This window comes from Brevibacterium sp. MGP-B1 (assembly GCF_057766545.1).
On sequence record NZ_CM173407.1, the window covers coordinates 455,134 to 472,170 of the forward strand.

General features: G+C 64.4%; 16 protein-coding genes and 3 tRNA genes. 11 read left to right on the plus strand and 8 right to left on the minus strand.

Going from position 1 to position 17,037, the window contains the following annotated elements:
- The first annotated feature begins 63 nt into the window (after nt 1-63).
- The 4 genes from AC3CD9_RS02030 to AC3CD9_RS02045 all read left to right on the plus strand — a co-directional run bounded on the left by AC3CD9_RS02030 (nt 64) and on the right by AC3CD9_RS02045 (nt 4,338).
- Complete coding sequence (locus AC3CD9_RS02030; protein WP_139468597.1) at nt 64-792, plus strand: demethylmenaquinone methyltransferase; 729 nt, start codon at nt 64-66, stop codon at nt 790-792.
- Nucleotides 793-794: 2 nt separating this feature from the next.
- The gene (locus AC3CD9_RS02035; protein WP_488366083.1) at nt 795-2,096 is read left to right on the plus strand and encodes a geranylgeranyl reductase family protein; all 1,302 of its coding nucleotides are present in this window, start codon (nt 795-797) and stop codon (nt 2,094-2,096) included.
- 94 nt (nt 2,097-2,190) lie between these two features.
- The gene (locus tag AC3CD9_RS02040; RefSeq protein WP_488367488.1) at nt 2,191-3,201 is read left to right on the plus strand and encodes a polyprenyl synthetase family protein; all 1,011 of its coding nucleotides are present in this window, start codon (nt 2,191-2,193) and stop codon (nt 3,199-3,201) included.
- A gap of 69 nt (nt 3,202-3,270) precedes the next feature.
- Complete coding sequence (locus AC3CD9_RS02045; protein ID WP_488366084.1) at nt 3,271-4,338, plus strand: permease; 1,068 nt, start codon at nt 3,271-3,273, stop codon at nt 4,336-4,338.
- A gap of 63 nt (nt 4,339-4,401) precedes the next feature.
- Here AC3CD9_RS02045 and AC3CD9_RS02050 read toward each other — a convergent pair whose 3' ends face one another.
- The 4 genes from AC3CD9_RS02050 to rarD all read right to left on the minus strand — a co-directional run bounded on the left by AC3CD9_RS02050 (nt 4,402) and on the right by rarD (nt 7,564).
- Nucleotides 4,402-5,145, minus strand: a complete 744-nt coding sequence (locus AC3CD9_RS02050) for a hypothetical protein (protein ID WP_488366085.1) — start codon at nt 5,143-5,145, stop codon at nt 4,402-4,404.
- Nucleotides 5,142-6,059, minus strand: a complete 918-nt coding sequence (locus AC3CD9_RS02055) for an ABC transporter ATP-binding protein (RefSeq protein ID WP_488366086.1) — start codon at nt 6,057-6,059, stop codon at nt 5,142-5,144. The genes AC3CD9_RS02050 and AC3CD9_RS02055 overlap by 4 nt, the downstream gene beginning before the upstream one ends.
- Before the next feature lie 3 nt (nt 6,060-6,062).
- The gene (locus AC3CD9_RS02060) at nt 6,063-6,464 is read right to left on the minus strand and encodes a GntR family transcriptional regulator (protein WP_172174274.1); all 402 of its coding nucleotides are present in this window, start codon (nt 6,462-6,464) and stop codon (nt 6,063-6,065) included.
- A 188-nt stretch (nt 6,465-6,652) separates the two neighbouring features.
- On the minus strand, nt 6,653-7,564 hold the full coding sequence (gene rarD / locus AC3CD9_RS02065) for an EamA family transporter RarD (protein ID WP_139468592.1): 912 nt from the start codon (nt 7,562-7,564) through the stop codon (nt 6,653-6,655).
- A gap of 179 nt (nt 7,565-7,743) precedes the next feature.
- Between rarD and AC3CD9_RS02070 the strand changes: the two genes are divergently transcribed.
- Together AC3CD9_RS02070 and AC3CD9_RS02075 are read left to right on the plus strand one after the other, a co-directional pair.
- The gene (locus AC3CD9_RS02070; RefSeq protein WP_488366087.1) at nt 7,744-9,162 is read left to right on the plus strand and encodes an FAD-dependent oxidoreductase; all 1,419 of its coding nucleotides are present in this window, start codon (nt 7,744-7,746) and stop codon (nt 9,160-9,162) included.
- A gap of 231 nt (nt 9,163-9,393) precedes the next feature.
- Complete coding sequence (locus AC3CD9_RS02075; RefSeq protein WP_488366088.1) at nt 9,394-10,320, plus strand: GTP pyrophosphokinase; 927 nt, start codon at nt 9,394-9,396, stop codon at nt 10,318-10,320.
- Nucleotides 10,321-10,415: 95 nt separating this feature from the next.
- Here AC3CD9_RS02075 and AC3CD9_RS02080 read toward each other — a convergent pair whose 3' ends face one another.
- Nucleotides 10,416-10,907 carry a YajQ family cyclic di-GMP-binding protein gene (locus AC3CD9_RS02080; protein ID WP_488366089.1) on the minus strand — a complete coding sequence of 164 codons (492 nt, stop codon included), beginning with the start codon at nt 10,905-10,907 and terminating at the stop codon, nt 10,416-10,418.
- 160 nt (nt 10,908-11,067) lie between these two features.
- Between AC3CD9_RS02080 and AC3CD9_RS02085 the strand changes: the two genes are divergently transcribed.
- Nucleotides 11,068-11,149: transfer RNA gene (locus tag AC3CD9_RS02085), tRNA-Tyr, on the plus strand.
- A 135-nt stretch (nt 11,150-11,284) separates the two neighbouring features.
- Entirely contained in the window at nt 11,285-11,815 is a 531-nt protein-coding gene (locus tag AC3CD9_RS02090; RefSeq protein ID WP_488366090.1) for a DnaJ family domain-containing protein, read from the plus strand.
- On the opposite strand, the gene AC3CD9_RS02095 is transcribed toward AC3CD9_RS02090, so the two are convergent.
- The 3 genes from AC3CD9_RS02095 to AC3CD9_RS02105 all read right to left on the minus strand — a co-directional run bounded on the left by AC3CD9_RS02095 (nt 11,730) and on the right by AC3CD9_RS02105 (nt 15,708).
- Nucleotides 11,730-13,109, minus strand: coding sequence for an acyltransferase family protein (locus tag AC3CD9_RS02095; protein ID WP_488366091.1), 1,380 nt, complete (start codon nt 13,107-13,109; stop codon nt 11,730-11,732). The two genes, AC3CD9_RS02090 and AC3CD9_RS02095, sit on opposite strands and share 86 nt — an antisense overlap.
- Nucleotides 13,110-13,249: 140 nt before the next feature.
- Complete coding sequence (locus tag AC3CD9_RS02100) at nt 13,250-14,464, minus strand: M20 metallopeptidase family protein (protein ID WP_488366092.1); 1,215 nt, start codon at nt 14,462-14,464, stop codon at nt 13,250-13,252.
- 71 nt (nt 14,465-14,535) lie between these two features.
- Entirely contained in the window at nt 14,536-15,708 is a 1,173-nt protein-coding gene (locus AC3CD9_RS02105) for a hypothetical protein (protein WP_488366093.1), read from the minus strand.
- Nucleotides 15,709-15,857: 149 nt separating this feature from the next.
- On the opposite strand from AC3CD9_RS02105, the gene AC3CD9_RS02110 reads away from it, so the two are divergent.
- From AC3CD9_RS02110 to AC3CD9_RS02120, 3 genes are all read left to right on the plus strand, one after another.
- The gene (locus AC3CD9_RS02110; RefSeq protein WP_181271802.1) at nt 15,858-16,658 is read left to right on the plus strand and encodes a glycerophosphodiester phosphodiesterase; all 801 of its coding nucleotides are present in this window, start codon (nt 15,858-15,860) and stop codon (nt 16,656-16,658) included.
- Nucleotides 16,659-16,792: 134 nt separating this feature from the next.
- Nucleotides 16,793-16,865 (plus strand) — tRNA-Thr (locus AC3CD9_RS02115).
- Nucleotides 16,866-16,892: 27 nt separating this feature from the next.
- Nucleotides 16,893-16,966 (plus strand) — tRNA-Met (locus AC3CD9_RS02120).
- Nucleotides 16,967-17,037: the final 71 nt, after the last annotated feature.

Consider the following 17,037-nt stretch of genomic DNA (forward strand, 5'->3'; position numbering starts at 1 on the left):
AGGATCGCGAGTACCAGGGATCCGGATTCGCCCTCCCGGTTCAGGTGTTGAGAGAATATGGTCATGAACCGTGCCAAGCTGGACAAACAGCCCGCAGACGTCGCGTCGATGTTCGACGATGTCGCCTCCCGCTACGACCTCACGAACGACGTCCTCTCCTTGGGCTTCGCCCGTGCCTGGAGGCGCACCGTGGCCCATTCCGTGGCCGCCGGGCCCGGTGAGCGCGTGCTCGACCTGGCTGCCGGCACCGGCACCTCCTCGATGACGTTCACCCACCACGGCGCCGAGGTGGTGGCCGGGGACATCTCCACGGGAATGCTCGCCGAGGGACGCCGTCGGCACCCGCAGATCGACTTCATCTACGCCGATGCGATGGACCTGCCTTTCGCCGATTCGAGCTTCGACGTCGTCACGATCTCCTTCGGCATCCGCAACGTCCACGATGTCGACCTGGCGCTCACCGAGATGCTGCGCGTGCTCAAGCCCGGCGGACGTCTCGTGATCTGCGAATTCTCCACTCCGACGCTCGATGCCTTCAGCCTCGTGTACAAGGAGTACCTGATGAGAGCCCTGCCGCCGCTGGCCCGTGCCGTGTCGTCGAACCCCGAAGCCTACGTCTACCTGGCCGAGTCGATCCGTGCCTGGCCGAACCAGGACGCCTTCGCCCATCAGATCCTCGACGCTGGCTTCGACCAGGTGAAATACCGCAACCTCACCGGCGGAATCGTCGCAGTCCACCATGCCCTCAAACCCACCGAGGCGGCAGGCGCCACGGAGCCGGCCCAGCCTTGACGATGAATGAGTTCGATGCCGAAGTCGTCGTCGTCGGTGCCGGCCCGGCCGGCTCGGCGATCGGCGCCTACCTCGCCCAGGCCGGGCACGAGGTCATCATCCTGGAGAAGTCCGGATTCCCGCGCGACAAGATCTGCGGCGACGCTCTGACCCCGCGCGCGGTGAAGGAAGCCGGCTATCTCGGAATGGACCTGCCGGAATCCGACGGCTGGCACCGCAACAGAGGGCTGCGCCTCATCGGCGGTGGTCACCGGCTCGAACTCGACTGGCCCGAGATCGACGGCACCCCGAACTACGGGGTGACCCGCCCACGGATGAGTATGGACGAAGCCTTCGCGCGTCATGCCCAGCGCAGCGGGGCCCGGCTCTTCGAACAGGTTCGCGCCATGTCCCCGGACGTGGGCGACGACGGGTGGATCCGCGGAGTCCACGCCTCCGGAACAGACCACCGAGGTCGCCGAGTGGGGCCCGAGGCCCACTTCCGGGCACCGATCGTCATCGCCGCCGACGGAGTCTCCTCCCGCCTGGCCGTGTCGGTGGGGTTGGAGAAGCGCGACGACCGTCCGATGGGAATCGCCGCCCGCGCCTATCACACGACGCCACGGCATGCCGATGACTACATCGAATCCTGGGTGGAGATGCGGTCGACGAATGCGGCCGGGGAATCCGAGACCCTGCCCGGATATGGGTGGATCTTCCCCCTCGGCGACGGCACGGTGAATATCGGTGCCGGACTGCTCGACTCCTCGCCCCAGTTCAAATCCGTGGATCTGCGCGGAATGATGAACCAGTGGATCGCCGACATGGGCCACGAGTGGGGCATCGACGAAACCACCTCCCTGGGTCCGATCAAGTCCGCGGCCCTGCCGATGGCCTTCAACCGCACACCGCACTTCCACCGTGGACTGCTGCTCGTCGGCGACTCCGGAGGAATGGTCAACCCGTTCAACGGCGAAGGCATCGACTACGCCCTGGAATCCGCACGCATCGCCGCCGAGGTGATCTCCACCTATTCGCGCTACCCGCAGTCCGTGATGCGTCGTCGGTTGGAGGAGTACCCGGCTCTGCTCGGAGAATCGCTGGGCGGCTACTTCACCCTGGGACGCGTTTTCGCCTCGATCATCGGCCATCCTGCGCTCATGCAGTTCGGAATCAAGTACGGTATGGGTGTTGACGTTGTGATGGAGTTCGTCGTCAAATTGTTGGCGAACCTCTACCGCGACCCGAAGGTCTCCGAGGCCGATCTCATCGACAGGATCATCTCGGCCCTGACCCGAATCGTCCCGGCCACCAGCAATGTCTGAGCGCAAGGACCACGGTGAGACCACAGTGAAGAACTCTGAGCGCAAGGGCTGCGACAACACCATGCCGACACCGACTACGACGAATGACGAGGACATGAGCCACCCAGCCTCTCCGGCCACCTTCACCGGTGACGACGCCCAGCTCGCGGCAGAGCTCTCGACTCAGTTGGAAACCGTGGAGGCCCGTCTCTACGAAGTCACCGAACAGACGCGGAGACTGCCGGACGAGACATCGAAGCACCTGCTGGCCGCCGGCGGTAAACGCGCCCGCCCGAACCTCGTGCTGCTCACCGCCCGCCTCGGCGATGCGGAGAACGACGACATCATCGATGCGGCCGTCGCCGTCGAACTCATCCACCTCGCCTCGCTGTACCACGACGACGTCATGGACGATGCTCCCGTCCGCCGCGGTGCGAAGGCCGCCCATGAGGTGTGGGGCAATTCGGTGGCGATCCTCACCGGCGATCTGCTGTTCTCCAAGGCCTCCGGCGTCACCGCGAAGCTCGGTCCCGAAGCCGTGCGCATCCAGGCTGAGACGTTCGAGCGTCTCGTCCTCGGTCAGCTCAACGAATTCGCCGGCCCGCCCGAAGGCGCCGACGAGATCGAGCATTACATCCAGGTACTCGCCGACAAGACCGGATCGCTCATCGCGACCTCGGCGCGCTTCGGCGTCATGTTCTCCGGAGCCGATTCGGCCCTGGCCGAACCGGTCCGGGTCTTCGGCGAACGCGTCGGTGTGGCCTTCCAGCTCGCCGATGACATCATCGACCTCACCACCACATCCTCTGAGTCGGGGAAGACCCCGGGCACGGATCTGCGTGAACGCGTTCCCACCCTGCCCGTGCTCTACGTTCGGGCGGCTGCCGCCGGCGGGGATGCCGCCGCCGCCGAGGTGGTCGACCTCCTCGACGCGGATCTGACCTCCGATGACGCTTTGGAGACCGCCCGTGCGGCGCTGGCAGCGCATCCGGTGACGGAGAAGGCCCGAGCAGAGGCTGCGCGCTGGGCCGAAGAGGCCAAGGCGGCTCTGGCGCCGCTGCCGGAGGGCCAGATCAAGGAATCGCTGTTCGCCTTCGCCGACTCCGTCGTCGCCCGCACCTCCTGAGCTCCCACCCCTCACCGTTTCTCTACTGTCTCTCAGCCGTTTCGGCACAGGCACAAAGGACATACCGCGATGACGCATACCTCGGCTTCGGCACCGGTTCGGACTCCGCAGAGGCTCAGCGCCGCCGACTGGATCGGACTCGGCATACTCGCGGTGCTGCTCGTCGTCGGCCTGAGCTGGTCGAAATGGCTGCCGTACTGGGACAAGGCGTGGACGATGAGCCGGACGTCCCTGTGGGACGGTACCCCGCTGTTCGACGCCGCCGGAGACACGGTGTCGCTGTCGGGCGCGTGGGACTTCACGCTCGTGTACTTCACCGCCGTGTGGAAAGCGCTGCTGGTGGCACTGCTCGTCGCGGCGGCAATCGACGCACTGGTGCCGCGTGACTGGCTGCTGAGGCTGCTCAACCGCCGCAGCCACACAGGCCAATCCCTCGTGGGTGCCGCCTTGTCGATGCCGTCGATGATGTGCACCTGCTGCGCGGCACCGGTGGCCGCAGGCCTGCGGGACTCGGGTGTGCGCCGTTCGGCCGCTCTTGCCTATTGGGTGGGCAATCCGCTGCTCAACCCCGCGGTCATCATCTTCTTGGCCCTCGTCCTGCCGTGGCAGTACATGGCGGTGCGCATCGTCTTCGCGCTCCTCGTCGCGGTCGGTGCCGCCGCGCTCATCGGACGGTGGGTGAACGGCCCCGCCGAGGCGGCACCCGAGCCCGCACCCGCCTCGGCGAATCTGCTGTCTCTGCCCACGCGCTATCTGCGGTCCTTGGCCAGGTTCACCCTCATCCTCGTGCCCGAACACCTCGCGCTCGTCTTCGTCATCGGGCTCATCGCACCGTGGCTGACCGGCGTCTTCGGGCTCGAAGCCCAGTTGGGTGCCGGCGCTGTGCTCATCGTGGCGGTTGTGGCGACCCTGCTGGTCATCCCCACCGGCGGAGAGATCCCGATCATCCTCACCCTCGTTCCCCTCGGGGTCGGGGCCGGTGTCACGGGTGCACTGCTCATCGCTCTGCCGGCTCTGAGCATCCCCTCGATGGTCATGGTCGGCAAGGCGATGGGATGGAAGACGACGGCAGCGATGGGAGCGGCCGTGGCGGTTGCCGCGGTACTGGCCGGGGGAGTACTCGCGGTGCTTAGCTGAGCTGCTGACCGCGGCGCTCCGCCTCGGTGAGGGTAGGACCGCTTCGGTGAGGGCATCGGCGGACTACGTCGTCAGGCGACGCAGGGTGAGGTACGAGCCCAGGGCGAAGACCGCGGTCAGCCCCAGCGCCCACAGGGCCAGGCCGATCGCCTGCGCATCCACGATCGCTGCCCACACTTCTGGCCAGGCCCGATTGACGTTGATCCACGCGGCTCCGGCCAGCAGAGCCAAGGCGATGACGGTGAGGGAGATTGTGAGGATGAGAGCGCCGGCGCGTTTGTAGAAGATCGCAAACCAGAAGCCGAGGACGAAGCACAGCATTGTGAGCACGAAGTAGACGAACCCGGCACCGAGTGGGCCGTGTTCCCACACCCACGGCAGGTAGGCGAAGTAGCCGCCTAAGCCGTAACCGTCGGTGGCCTGTTCGATGAGTCCCAGGACGACGAAGACTGCGGAGATGCCCGCGGCGCTGATCGCAGCCGCCGTGAGGGAGCCGAGGCAGAACTCCCGTCGGGTGAGGCTCATCGCCTGGGAGAAGTAGAACGTGAGATTCACCGCCTGTGCACCGACGACGGCGAAGTACCACAGCGGCGCTTGCGAACCTCCGCTGTACATCTGGGAGTCCACGCCTGCGGAGGCGATGATCCAGTGGATGATGAGCGTGATGAGCCACGCGGCGACAAGAATGAGCAGAGGCACCCAGACGAAGGTCTGCGTGTTCGTGAACTGCAGACGGACGACGCCGAGGATCCGGTTCTTCGGTCGCGACGTGCGGGCTCCGGGCGGGTGGTCGATGACGGCGGTCATGATTGCAGGCTCCTTGAGTCGGTCTCCGCTGCCGATGACTCGGCGAGGTCCGTCTGAGTGCTGCGGACGACGAGCTGCTGCAGGGAGACGGGAGTGAGGTCGAGGTTGGCGTCGGCGATGAGTTCGCGATCGGCATTGCTGAGGTGGCCGAGCATCGTCACCGAGGCGACTCGGCCGAGTGATTCGCGGTGGATGACTTCGCGACCGGCGACGAGCCGATTGATCGAGTCGGCATCCCCGACGACGTTGACCGCGCGACTGCGGACCTCCTCGGTGGTCTCATCCATGATGATCCGGCCGCGGTCGATGACGATGACCTTCTCGATGAGATCGGCGACCTCGTCGATGAGATGGCTCGAGAGCACGATGGTGCGCGGGTGCTCGGCGTAGTCGGCGATGAGACGGTCGTAGAAAGTCTGCCGGGCAACGGCGTCGAAGCCGAGGTAGGGCTCATCGAAGAACGTGATCTCGGCCCGGGAGGCGAGGCCGATGATGACTCCGACGGCCGACTGCTGACCGCGGGAGAGCTTCTTGATCGGCGTCTTCAGCGGCAGATCGAAGTCCGAGACGAGTTGGTCGGCGAAGTCCTGATCCCAGTGGGGGAAGAACAGGCGGGCGTTGGTCAGAGCATGCCGGGCATTCGAGTCGTCCGGATACTTCTGGCTCTCACGGACGAAGCACATGCGATTGAGTACGCGGGCGTTCTCGTACGGGTCCTCCCCGAAGACCTCGACGTCGCCGCTGGTCGCGAAGTTCTGGGCCGTGAGGATGGACATGAGGGTGGTCTTGCCAGCGCCGTTGCGTCCGAGCAGGCCGTAGATCGAATCCTCGTCGATGCTCAGGCTGACATCGTCGAGGGCGGTGGTGGTCTTATACGTCTTGGTGAGGCGGCGGACCTCGACGACGGAGTTCATGGGTCATCCCTTCGCTGCGGTCGGATCGAGTGCGGTGGTCAGGTGGAGTTCTCGGGAGCGCTCTTCGATGAGCGCGATCACGTCCTTCGACCCCAGCCCGAGGCGATTGGCCTCGTTCAGCAGGGGGCTGATGAAGTTCTCGGAGAAGGTGGTTCGGTGTTCGTTGATGAGCAGAGCGCGGGCCCCCTCGGTGACGAACATTCCGATGCCGCGGCGCTTCTCCAGCACACCTTTGTCGACGAGTCGGTTGATGCCTTTGGCGGCGGTAGCCGGATTGATGGAGTAGAAGGTCGCGAGCTCGTTCGTCGATGGTGCTCGGGAGAGCTCGGGCAGGGTGCCGTTGAGGATCGAGTCCTCGACCTTCTCGGCGATCTGAGTGAACAGGGGTTTGGCGTCGTCGATCACATTCGCCTCCATGTAGGTTGGTTAGTTACTTAACTAATGAACCATGGTGCCAATGGTGGTGTCAAGGGCCGGAGACGATTCGATCGGGTAATCCTGGAACCCGCCCCAATTACTACCTGACGGCGGCTCAGCAACCTCGCGCGAGGTTGCTGAGCCGCCGTCAGGTAGCAATAGAGATGTGTCGGGGGTCAGCGGCGCCGGCTGTGGCGGATCATGTCCGTGCACAGCAGGATCACGGCGATCCAGATGACGAAGAACCCGATCCAGCGGGTCGTCGACATCATCTCGCCGAGCACCGTGACGCCGAGGGTGAATTGGATGGTCGGAGTGAGGTACTGGAGCATGCCCACCCAGGACAGCGGGATGCGGCGGGCGGCGGCGCTGAAGAGGATGAGCGGGATCGCGGTGGCGGGCCCGGTGATGATGATGACGAAGACGTGCCAGCCGCCGAAGCCGGTGAACGTCTGCAGTCCCAGCGAGCCGAGGGCGATGAGGTAGATCGCCGAGGGAACAGCGAGGACGAGACTTTCGACGGCCATGCCTTCGAGCGCGCCGACTCGGCTGCCGACCTTGTTCTTCACCAGCCCGTAGAGGCCGAAGGACAGGGCGACGGTGAACGCGAGGTAGGGGACTCGGCCGAGGCCGATGCCGACGATGATGACCGCGAGCAGACCGAAGCCCACGGCAGTCCACTGCAGCGGGCGCAGCTTCTCACCGAGGAAGATCACGCCCAGGCCGATGGAGATGAGCGGATTGAGGTAGTAGCCGAGTGAGATCTCGACGAGCTGGTTGGTTTCGACCCCGTAGATGAACGTCGTCCAGTTGATGGCGATGAGCACCGAGGCCAGAAGCAGCAGGCCGAAGAGGCGTGGTGAGCGCAGAATCTGCCAGGTGCGCAGGAATCCGCCGGTGAAGACGAGGAGGATGGCGCAGAAGACCAGCGACCAGATGACGCGATGGGAGACGAGTTCGAGGGCGCCGGTGGGAGCCGCGGCGGCGAAGAGCAGCGGCATCACACCCCACAGCAGGTAGGCGGAGAATCCGTTGATCAGGCCGGCACGGCGAATTGCGCTCTCATCGGGGGCAGGGTTCTGGCTCACATGCTTCAGTCTAGTGAGGGCTGGGTTCGAGGGAGCCGGCGGGATCGCCGGTGAGATGGCAGGGCGGCGAGGGGTGCAGTCTGCCGACCGGGCGGCGGTGATGCGAGTTTGGTCACGTCATTGTAAGGATGACCTACATTGACGATAGACTCGGTGGGACTGAATAGAGAGGTGTGAGAATGACTCGTCCCTTCCGGGTGGCCATCGTCGGCGCCGGTCCTGCTGGGATCTACGCGGCCGATCTCATGACAAAGGCGGAGCGTGATTTCGATCTGAGCATCGACCTCTTCGATCGTCTGCCGACTCCCTTCGGGCTCGTCCGCTACGGCGTCGCTCCCGACCACCCGCGGATCAAGGGCATCATCAACGCCCTGATCAAGGTCCTCGACCGAGGCGACATCCGCCTGTTCTCCAATGTCGAGTACGGAGTCGACCTCCACCTCGAAGAGCTCACCGACCGCTATGATTCGGTGATCTTCTCCACCGGCTGCTTCGTCGACGCCGCCCTCGATCTGCCCGGCATCGATCTGCCCGGATCCTACGGCGCCGCGGACTTCGTCAACTGGTACGACTCGCATCCCGACGTCCCGCAGTCCTGGCCGTTGGACGCCGAACGCGTCGCCGTCATCGGCAACGGCAATGTCGCCCTCGACGTCGCCCGCGTGCTGGCGAAGCAGGCCGACGATATGCACACCACGGAGATCCCCGATCACGTGTACGAGGGGCTGAAGTCCTCGAAGGTCACCGATGTCCACATCTTCGGCCGTCGCGGACCGGCTCAGGCGAAGTTCACGCCGCTGGAGCTGCGCGAACTCGGCGCCGTCAAGGACGTCGACCTCATCGTCTACCCGGAGGACTTCGAGTTCGACGAAGGGTCGATGCAGGCGATCGAGTCGAGCAACCAGACCAAGCAGGTCGCGAAGACGCTCACGGACTTCACCATGCGCGAACCCACCGGAGCGAAGCGGCGTCTCCACCTGCACTTCCTGCACTCACCGGTCGCCATCCTCGGCGAGGACAAGGTGACGGGGCTGCGCACCGAACGCATGGAACTCGACGGTTCCGGCGGAGTCAACGGCACCGGCAGCTTCCACGATTGGGAGCTCGATGCCGTCTACCGTGCCGTCGGCTATGCGGGCACTCAGCTGCCGCAGCTGCCCTTCGACGATCGCAAGCGTGTGATCCCGAACCACGAGGGTCGCGTCGTCGACTCCGATGATCAGACCACGGCCGCCGAAGCCGATGTCGTTCAGGGCGTGTACACCACCGGGTGGATCAAGCGCGGACCCGTCGGACTCATCGGCCACACAAAGGGCGATGCGCTCGAGACCATCGGCCACATCCTCGACGACCGTGCCGCCGGTGTGCTCACCGAGCCGGTGTACCCGGACGAATCGGCCATCATCGAGCTCCTCGAATCCAAGGGCGTCGACTTTGCCGATTGGGAGGGCTACCACCGCGTCGAGGCCGCTGAGAAGGCGGCCGGCGAGGTCGAGGGCCGTGAGCGCATCAAGCTCGCCACCCGTGAAGCCATGCTCGCCGAGGCGCGTGGACACGTCACCGCCGAATCCGTCGGCCAGCCGTCCGCAGGCAGCTGAGCCTGCGGAGCATTTCGCGACATTTCCTCCACTCCTGGGGTCATCTGGCACCGGCAGTGACTTCTCGCCTCGTTGCAACGGGGAGACGAGTCGCTGCCGGTGCCTGATGCTTTCACCACGTAGAGTCGGAGACGTCCAGATCACGCCAGCGCACACCAAGTCATGCCCGCGTGCAGCAGATCGCACCAGCGAGCGTGGACCATTGCACCGAAGGCCGGCAGGGGAGACCGCGTGAGAAACGAATCGCAGCTCAAGACGATCGTCGAACGTGCCTATGTCGAACGGCTCAACGCCTGGCAGACGGCGGCGGTGCGGATCAAACACTGGCTGACCGAACAGCAGAAGGGCCTGCTCAAGGACAAGGACATCTCCCGCCTCGACGTCGACGGCCATCGGATCAAGGACGCGGCACGGACCCTGGCGAAGTTGACGGAGAAGACCGACGGCGATCCGGATCTGACGATCACCTCCACCGAGGATGTCGAAGACCAGATCCGCGACATCGTCGGCGTCAAGGTGCTGTGCAAATCACCGCGCGATCAGTCGATGATGTTCGCCGCGCTGCGCGATCCCGAGCAGCTGGGCGCCTTCGAACTCATCGAGTGGAAAGACTATACGGACCCGCCGAAGGCCAGCGGGTACCGCGCCTGCCACGTCATCCTGCGCATTCCTTCCGACCAGGGGCCGCCTGTCTTCGCCGAGATCCAGGTCAAGACCCGGCTCCAGGACGCCTGGAGCGAACTGACCCACGAGGACATGTACAAACCCGGCGCTGCGATGAAGCCGAGCAAGCTGCACGGCGAATTCGCCCGTGCCATGGCGAACATGCTCGCGACCGTCGATGACATGGCCGATACCCTGGCCGTCGAGCTCACCGCGCTGACGAACCCGGAACCCGTCGTCGAACTCGACGAACTGCGGGAACAGGACACGGGCATCGACGTCCGGGTCCGCGCGACCGGCCCGAAATACGCGCTCGCCGTCGACGGTTCGGGACGGCAGGGGCTCATCCCAGCCTTCGCCATCCGTCGCCTCAGCGGCCAGAAGGGCACCATCAAGGTCAACGATTTCATCCACCTCGACGATCGCCTCCGGGCCAGCGTTGAAGAAGACTCGAAAGGTCTGTACTACATCCCGCTCGAGCTCCCCGAACACTGACCGGCCTCTTTCGGGTCACAGCGTTACGGGCGAATACGATACCGGCCCGGTCCGCACTCAGCAGTGCGGACCGGGCCGGCGTGGTGCGCTGTCGATCAGCGGTAGTTCGTGAACTGCAGGTCGACGTCGAGGTCCTGTTCCTTGAGCAGAGCGATGACTTCCTGCAGGTCGTCACGCTTCTTCGAGCTCACGCGCAGCTCGTCGCCCTGGATCTGGGCTTTGACGCCCTTGGGGCCCTCGTCGCGGATGATCTTCGAGATCTTCTTCGCATTGTCCTTGTCGATGCCCTCCTTGAGGGACGCATCGATGCGGTACTCCTTGCCGGAGGGGTACGGTTCGCCGTCTTCCAGGGACTTCAGAGAGATTCCGCGCTTGACCAGCTTCGACTGGAAGACGTCGAGAATGGCCTTGACCCGGTCCTCGCTGTTGGCTTTCAGCTGCACGGCTTCGCCGCTCCAGGCGATCGACGCATCGGTGCCGCGGAAGTCATAGCGGGAGTTGATCTCCTTCGCGGCCTGGTTGAGTGCGTTGTCGGCTTCCTGGCGGTCGACCTTGCTGACGATGTCGAATGAGGATTCGCTGGCCATGAATGCTCCTTTGTCTGCGATCGTTGATGCCCGTCGGAAACGGGCGTGGCTGTTGCCCCCGAGTCTAGTCGAGGCCCCGAACTGTGATCTGCGTCTACCGAGTTGGAGATTCGGGTCCGAGCCTTGTATTCTTTTCAGGTGCTCATCGAGCGCCACCTGCGGCAGATTGCCCGAGCGGCCAAAGGGAGCTGACTGTAAATCAGCCGGCATTGCCTTCATAGGTTCGAATCCTATATCTGCCACGCAGAACGGAGAAGCTCCGTGACCGAGAGGTCACGGAGCTTTTCTCGTTTTCCGCGCTTTCCCTTGCCCGGCGCCCGGCCGACGCCTACCGTGTGAGGACAGGGTGGAAATGCTCCGCTGAGGAGGGCGAACCGATGAGCGATGACACGGATGACACGCAGTCGCCTCGGCGTCTGAATTCGCTCGAGGACCGAAACGCTGTCGTCGAATCCGCTCTCGACCGAGCCATCAAGCGCGGTGATTTCGATGATCTGCCGGGTCTGGGCAAGCCGTTGTCCGGGTTGCACAGCTCATCTGATCCTGATTGGTGGATCAAGCAGAAGATGGATACCGAAGGCATCAACGGCGTCGCTCCGGCGGCGTTTCAGCTGCGCAAGGAGAACGCCGTCCTCGAAGACACGGTCGACGCTTTCTCCACCGAGTCCGAGGTCCGCGACTACCTCGCCGGCTTCAACGCCCGGGTGCGCGAGGCCGTGATGGATCTGCGCGACGGCCCGCCCGTGTTCACTCCGCCCCGCGATGTGGAGAAGGAGATAACCGCATGGCGGCGGCGTCGGAATGCGAAGAAGAACGACACCGTCACCGAGGCGGAACCGGGGGACCAGCCCGCCGCTCCGGAATCGGTGGGTTCACCTCGGCGATGGTGGCATCATTTCCGTCACTGATGCGGGAACGAGCGGTGGCGCTGTCTTCAGTGAGGTTGACGGTGATCGTGGTGCACACCAAGCCGAGGATGGCCAGTGGAAGGTCGAGTCCGTAGCTCGAGATCGCCAGGGATTGGACGACGAAGAGAGCAACGGCGGTGACGGTGACGACATCGGAGGGCCACCTCGGGGAGAGAACCGGGCGGGGGCTCTCCCAACGTTTCGTGATCGTCGAGATCGCCCACACGACGAGCAGGACGGCGATGACGAAGACCGGACGCGTCAGCCACCAGGCTCCGGTGCCGGGATCGGGCATCGGCAGCCACAGCAGCTGGACTCCGGTGAGCAGGACGATCGCCGGCACGTGCCATAGGTAGACGGACATGAGTCGGCTGCCGAGGAAGAACACGATGGCCTGGGCGAAGCGACGGTCCATGATCGCTGTCAGCGGTCGGTGGAGCAGGGTCAGCAGGGCGGCTTGGATGACGGCGAGGACGGCCAGCGGCAGGGTCGGCGGCCATTGGTTCGTGAGCATGGACGCCGAGTACTCCCCGAGGATGACGAGCAGTCCCAGGCAGGCGAATCCGGCGACGATCATGACGAGGTTCCACCAGCGGAGACGGGAGAACCAGCCGTCGCGCAGGCAGAAGCCGATCTGCTGGGCGAAGAGCCAGACGAAGCCAACGTTGGGCAGTCCGAAGAGTTCGTCGCCGATGCCGTAGCCGTCGGCGGGGATCCGATCGAGTCCGAGGCTTTGGATGCCGACGACGAGGCGGACGACGTCGACGAAGAACGCTCCGGCGAAGAGGACGACGAGGGCCAGCCACGGATTGCGTTCGTGCCAGCGAATCATCCAGGGTGCCAAGGCCTGGGCGAGAGCGTACGCGGCGAGGAACCACAGGACGGAACCGACGGGGACGGCGATGGCATCGGCCAAGTCCGGGTCGACGCCGAGGACTAGGACGGCGGTGAGAGCGGCGGTGAGGACGATGAATAGCGGCAGCGCCGGAAGCGCGAGGCGTCGCAAGCGGGTGCGGACGAAGGTCGAAGCCGATTCGCCGCGACGTTGTGCAGATTCCCAGCCGACCTTGGCTGCGAATCCACCGACGACGAAGAACATCGGCATGATCTCGGCGATCCAGGTGGCCGGGGCGAACCAGCGCTCGCCGGAGACCGGGTTGAAGATGAAAGGTGAGCCGTCCGGGTTGCGGCCGACCCCGACGAGCAGGAGGTGGACGAACACGACGACGAGCACACAGAAGACGCGGGCGAGGTCGAGGGTGAGATCACGGTGGCGGGGGATCGAAGTGTTCACAGTGTCTACGGTAGGTGGGTTCGCGCCTTGGCGGGTGGCGACGATGTGTCAGATCAGTTGCATCGCTGCGGCGGGGGAGTGCGGGCCCGCAAGCGTGTTGTTCGCCGGCAGCCGCACAGCGTCGTGCTTCCCCCGCGCGGCTATGACATTCGCGTCGCCTTCGCCAGTCGTTCGATCGCGAGGTGAGCAAGAAGCGCCGCTTGATCGCCGAGAACCGAATCGTCGAAGATGACGAAGGGGGAGTGGTTGTTGCCCTGGCGCTCTGCTGGAACGTCCGTGCGCTCGGCGCCGAGCATGAGATACGTGCCCGGCACCGCGGCTAAGACGAAGGAGAAGTCCTCACTCGGCATGATCGGCTGTTCGAGGAGCTTCACCCGATCCTCGCCGAGAAGGACTCGGAGTTCTTCCATGGCCCATGCGGTCTCGTCATCGTCGTTGACCGTGACCGGGTACTGGACATCGAAGTCCACTTCGGCGCTGCATCCATGGGCGGCGGCGATGCCGTCGGCAAGCTGCTTCGAGCGGGTGCGGACGATGTCGAGTGATGAGTCCGACAGTGTGCGCACAGTCGCACCCAAGGTGGCCGAGGCGGGGATGACGTTGATCGCGTCCGAGGCGCTCAACTGGGTCACTGACAGCGCGATGGGGTCGAAGGCGTCGATGCGGCGGCTGACCATATTCTGCAGGGCCGTGACTAGTTCGGCCAGCGCCGGCACCGGATCGACGGCGGTCTGCGGTTGGGAACCGTGACCGCCGCGTCCGTGGATCGTCACCCGCAGTGTGTTCGAACCCGCTTGGAGGGTGCCCGGCCGGGTGGCGACCACGCCGCGCGGACCGGGGAGCACATGCGCCCCGAATGCAGCGATCACCCGCGTCCCGGCTGCGTCGAGCACGCCTTCGTCGATCATCACCGACGCTCCGTTCCAGCCCTCTTCCCCGGGCTGGAACATGAAGACGATGTCCCCGGCAAGCCGGTCGCGCAGAGCGTGAAGGAGTTGCGCGACTCCGACGAGTCCGGCTGTGTGCAGGTCGTGGCCGCAGGCGTGCATGCATCCGTTCGTCGAGGCGAAGGGCTCATCCGTCTCCTCTGTCACTGGAAGGGCGTCCATGTCTCCGCGCAGCAGCACCGCTGGAGCGTCGGCCGGTCTGTTCGGATGGGTTCCGCGCAGAACGGCGATCACCGAGGTGGCGCCCTCACCCGTGGTCACCTCGAGGTCGAGGCCGGACAGGGCGGCCAGGACCACCGCCTGCGTGCGGGGCAGGTCGAGACCGATCTCCGGGTCCGCGTGGAGGGAACGCCGCAAGTTCTGGAGCTCAGGGAGCAGGGTCTGTCCTTGTGCGATGAGATCGTGCATGGGGTCCTTTCGTATGAGAGCCCGGGGTGTGCCGAGGGCCTGGAACTGGCGGGGATTGGGGCCGGTCGGGGTCAGAGCATACTGACGAGGACACTGGCAATGACGACGGACCCGGCGCTGACCGAGGTGAATCCGCCGACGAGCATCGGCGGGAGCATGACATTGAGCAGCGCTTCCTTTTCGTCGTCGTCACGGGCAATGGAGCGTGCTACCTCGTTGGTGAGCAGATAGTCGGCAGGGAAGCCGTACATCGCCGTCAGTGCCACTGACACTCCCAGTCCAGACTTCCAGCGCAGAAGCTTTGTGGCGACGAATCCGCCGAGGACGATGCCGGCGCCGCCGACGATGAGGATCGTGATGGTGGGGACGAATGCGTTGATGACGTCCTGCACCGAGGCGGTCACAAGCGGGGCCATGACGATGGCGATGACGCCGGCCATGGCGATGCCGAATGAGTTCGACCGTTCCATGGCCTTATCGGGGGACAATCCCACCGCAGTGGCGAGAATGCCGAGGAACAGGGCGAGGATCGACGACGGAATATGGGTGGGGACCGCCAGAAGTGTCGCTGCCGATCCGCCGACGAGAATGAGGAAGAGCATGAACAGCTGATTGTCGACGAGGAAGTCGGGAAGGTTGACGAGTTTCTTCTTCTTGGCTGCCTCCTCTTCCTCTTCCTTGTGGGCGCGAGCGAGTTCCTGAAGTTCTCCGCTGTCGCGCAGCTTCTTTGCATAACGACGCAGAAAGTAGTTCGTCAACGGCATCGAGGGCAGTGACTGGAGCATCAGAACAAGCGCGGGAAGAACGATGATCGACGAGGCGGCACCGTGCGCCGTCAGCCCTTCCGTCGTCAAGCTGGTGGCGACGATGCCGCCGGCCAAGGGGCCGGAACCGGCCACGAAGGTCTCGAAACCGAAGAGCGGGGCCACGACAGCCAGGATGAGCAGCACCGCCACGAGCATGCCCGAGACTGCGATGATGACCGAACGCCATTGCTTGAGCATCACACGCAGGGGGATGAGTGACCCCATATGGAAGAGCAGCGGCGCGACGAGGAACGAGTAGGCCTGAAGCAGCAGGGAGTCATCGATGACGGTTTCTGGGACTACGCCGATCTTGGCGAAGATGAAGATCCCGAGCATCGCAACCAGAAGGCTGGGGACACGCGCCTTCGACCAGATCGAGACCAGCTCACCGAGCGCGATGAAGGCGAGGACGATAGCGGCAGCGTAGATAGCTTCCATGGTGTGCCCTTCGAGTTGGGAGTGTGATGCTTCCCACAACCTATCCGTTCAGAATCGGTCTGTGGGGGATTCGACCGGAGTTTCCGATAGTTGGGACTTCTGACGTCGTGCAGGCAGTGGAATGAGGGCTCAGGGCATAGGCTGAAGCCATGAGTTTTCTGCAGTTCCTCCACGAACGGGGCATCGTCGAGCGCCCCGGATCCGGAAGTCGCCCACTGGTGATCGCGCACCGCGGCTATTCGGCTGTTGTGCCCGAGAACAGCCTCGCCGCGGTCGACGCGGCGCGCGCCCTGGGGGTCGACTTCATCGAGGTCGACACCTCGACCAGCGCCGACGGTGTTCCCGTGATCCTCCACGATCCGGATCTGGACCGAACCACGAATCGCAGAGGTCCCGTCGTCAATCTCACCGCCGAAGAGCTGTCGTTCGTCGACGCCGGTTCGTGGATGGGCCCCGGATTCAACGGAGTGCGCATCCCGACCCTGTCGGCCGTGATGAGGGATATCCAGCACCGAGGCGGGGAACTCCTCCTTGAGCTCAAAGGGGAGTGGTCATCGGGTGCGGTGGCGAGGATCTCCGAACTGGTGGTCGAAACCGGGATTGCCGACCGGATGATCGTCCAGTCGTTCAACATCGAGACGCTGGAGACCTGTCGGGACTTGCTGCCGATGGTCGCTCGCTTCCTTCTGCGCATGGTTCCCAAGCCCGAGGACATCGAGGTCGCTCGCGAACTCGGGGCGGTGGCGATCAATCCTTCGTACAAGGGATTCTCGATGCGCAAATCGGTCGTCACAGAGATCATGGACAACGACCTCGGCGTTTTCGTCTGGACTGCCGATGAGATGAACGAATGGCGGGAACTCCTCGGTGCCGAGGTCGATGGGATCATCACGAACCATCCGGGTCGACTGCAGGGATTCCTGGCCGGGCGATTCGACCCGGTGAAATAGATGCTTTCGCTAATGGCACCGATGCGGGGTAGGGATCGGTGGACGTTTTCGCCTCCGATTCCAGGGCGTGTGAGTGACGTCACTGAAATCCGATTTGCCCAGAGCGAGCGAACCCGTGTAAATTCTTACCTGTTGCCCCGATAGCTCAGTCGGCAGAGCATCTCCATGGTAAGGAGAAGGTCAAGGGTTCGATTCCCTTTCGGGGCTCTCGTGCCGCCTAGAATGCGGTGCTGGGGCGGGGTAGCTCAGCTGGTTAGAGCGCACGACTCATAATCGTGAGGTCGGGGGATCGAGTCCCCCTCCCGCTACCGATAAGCCCCTCACCAGGGATTGAGTCCCGGTGAGGGGCTATTTTTCTGCCCGATTCCCGACATCTATG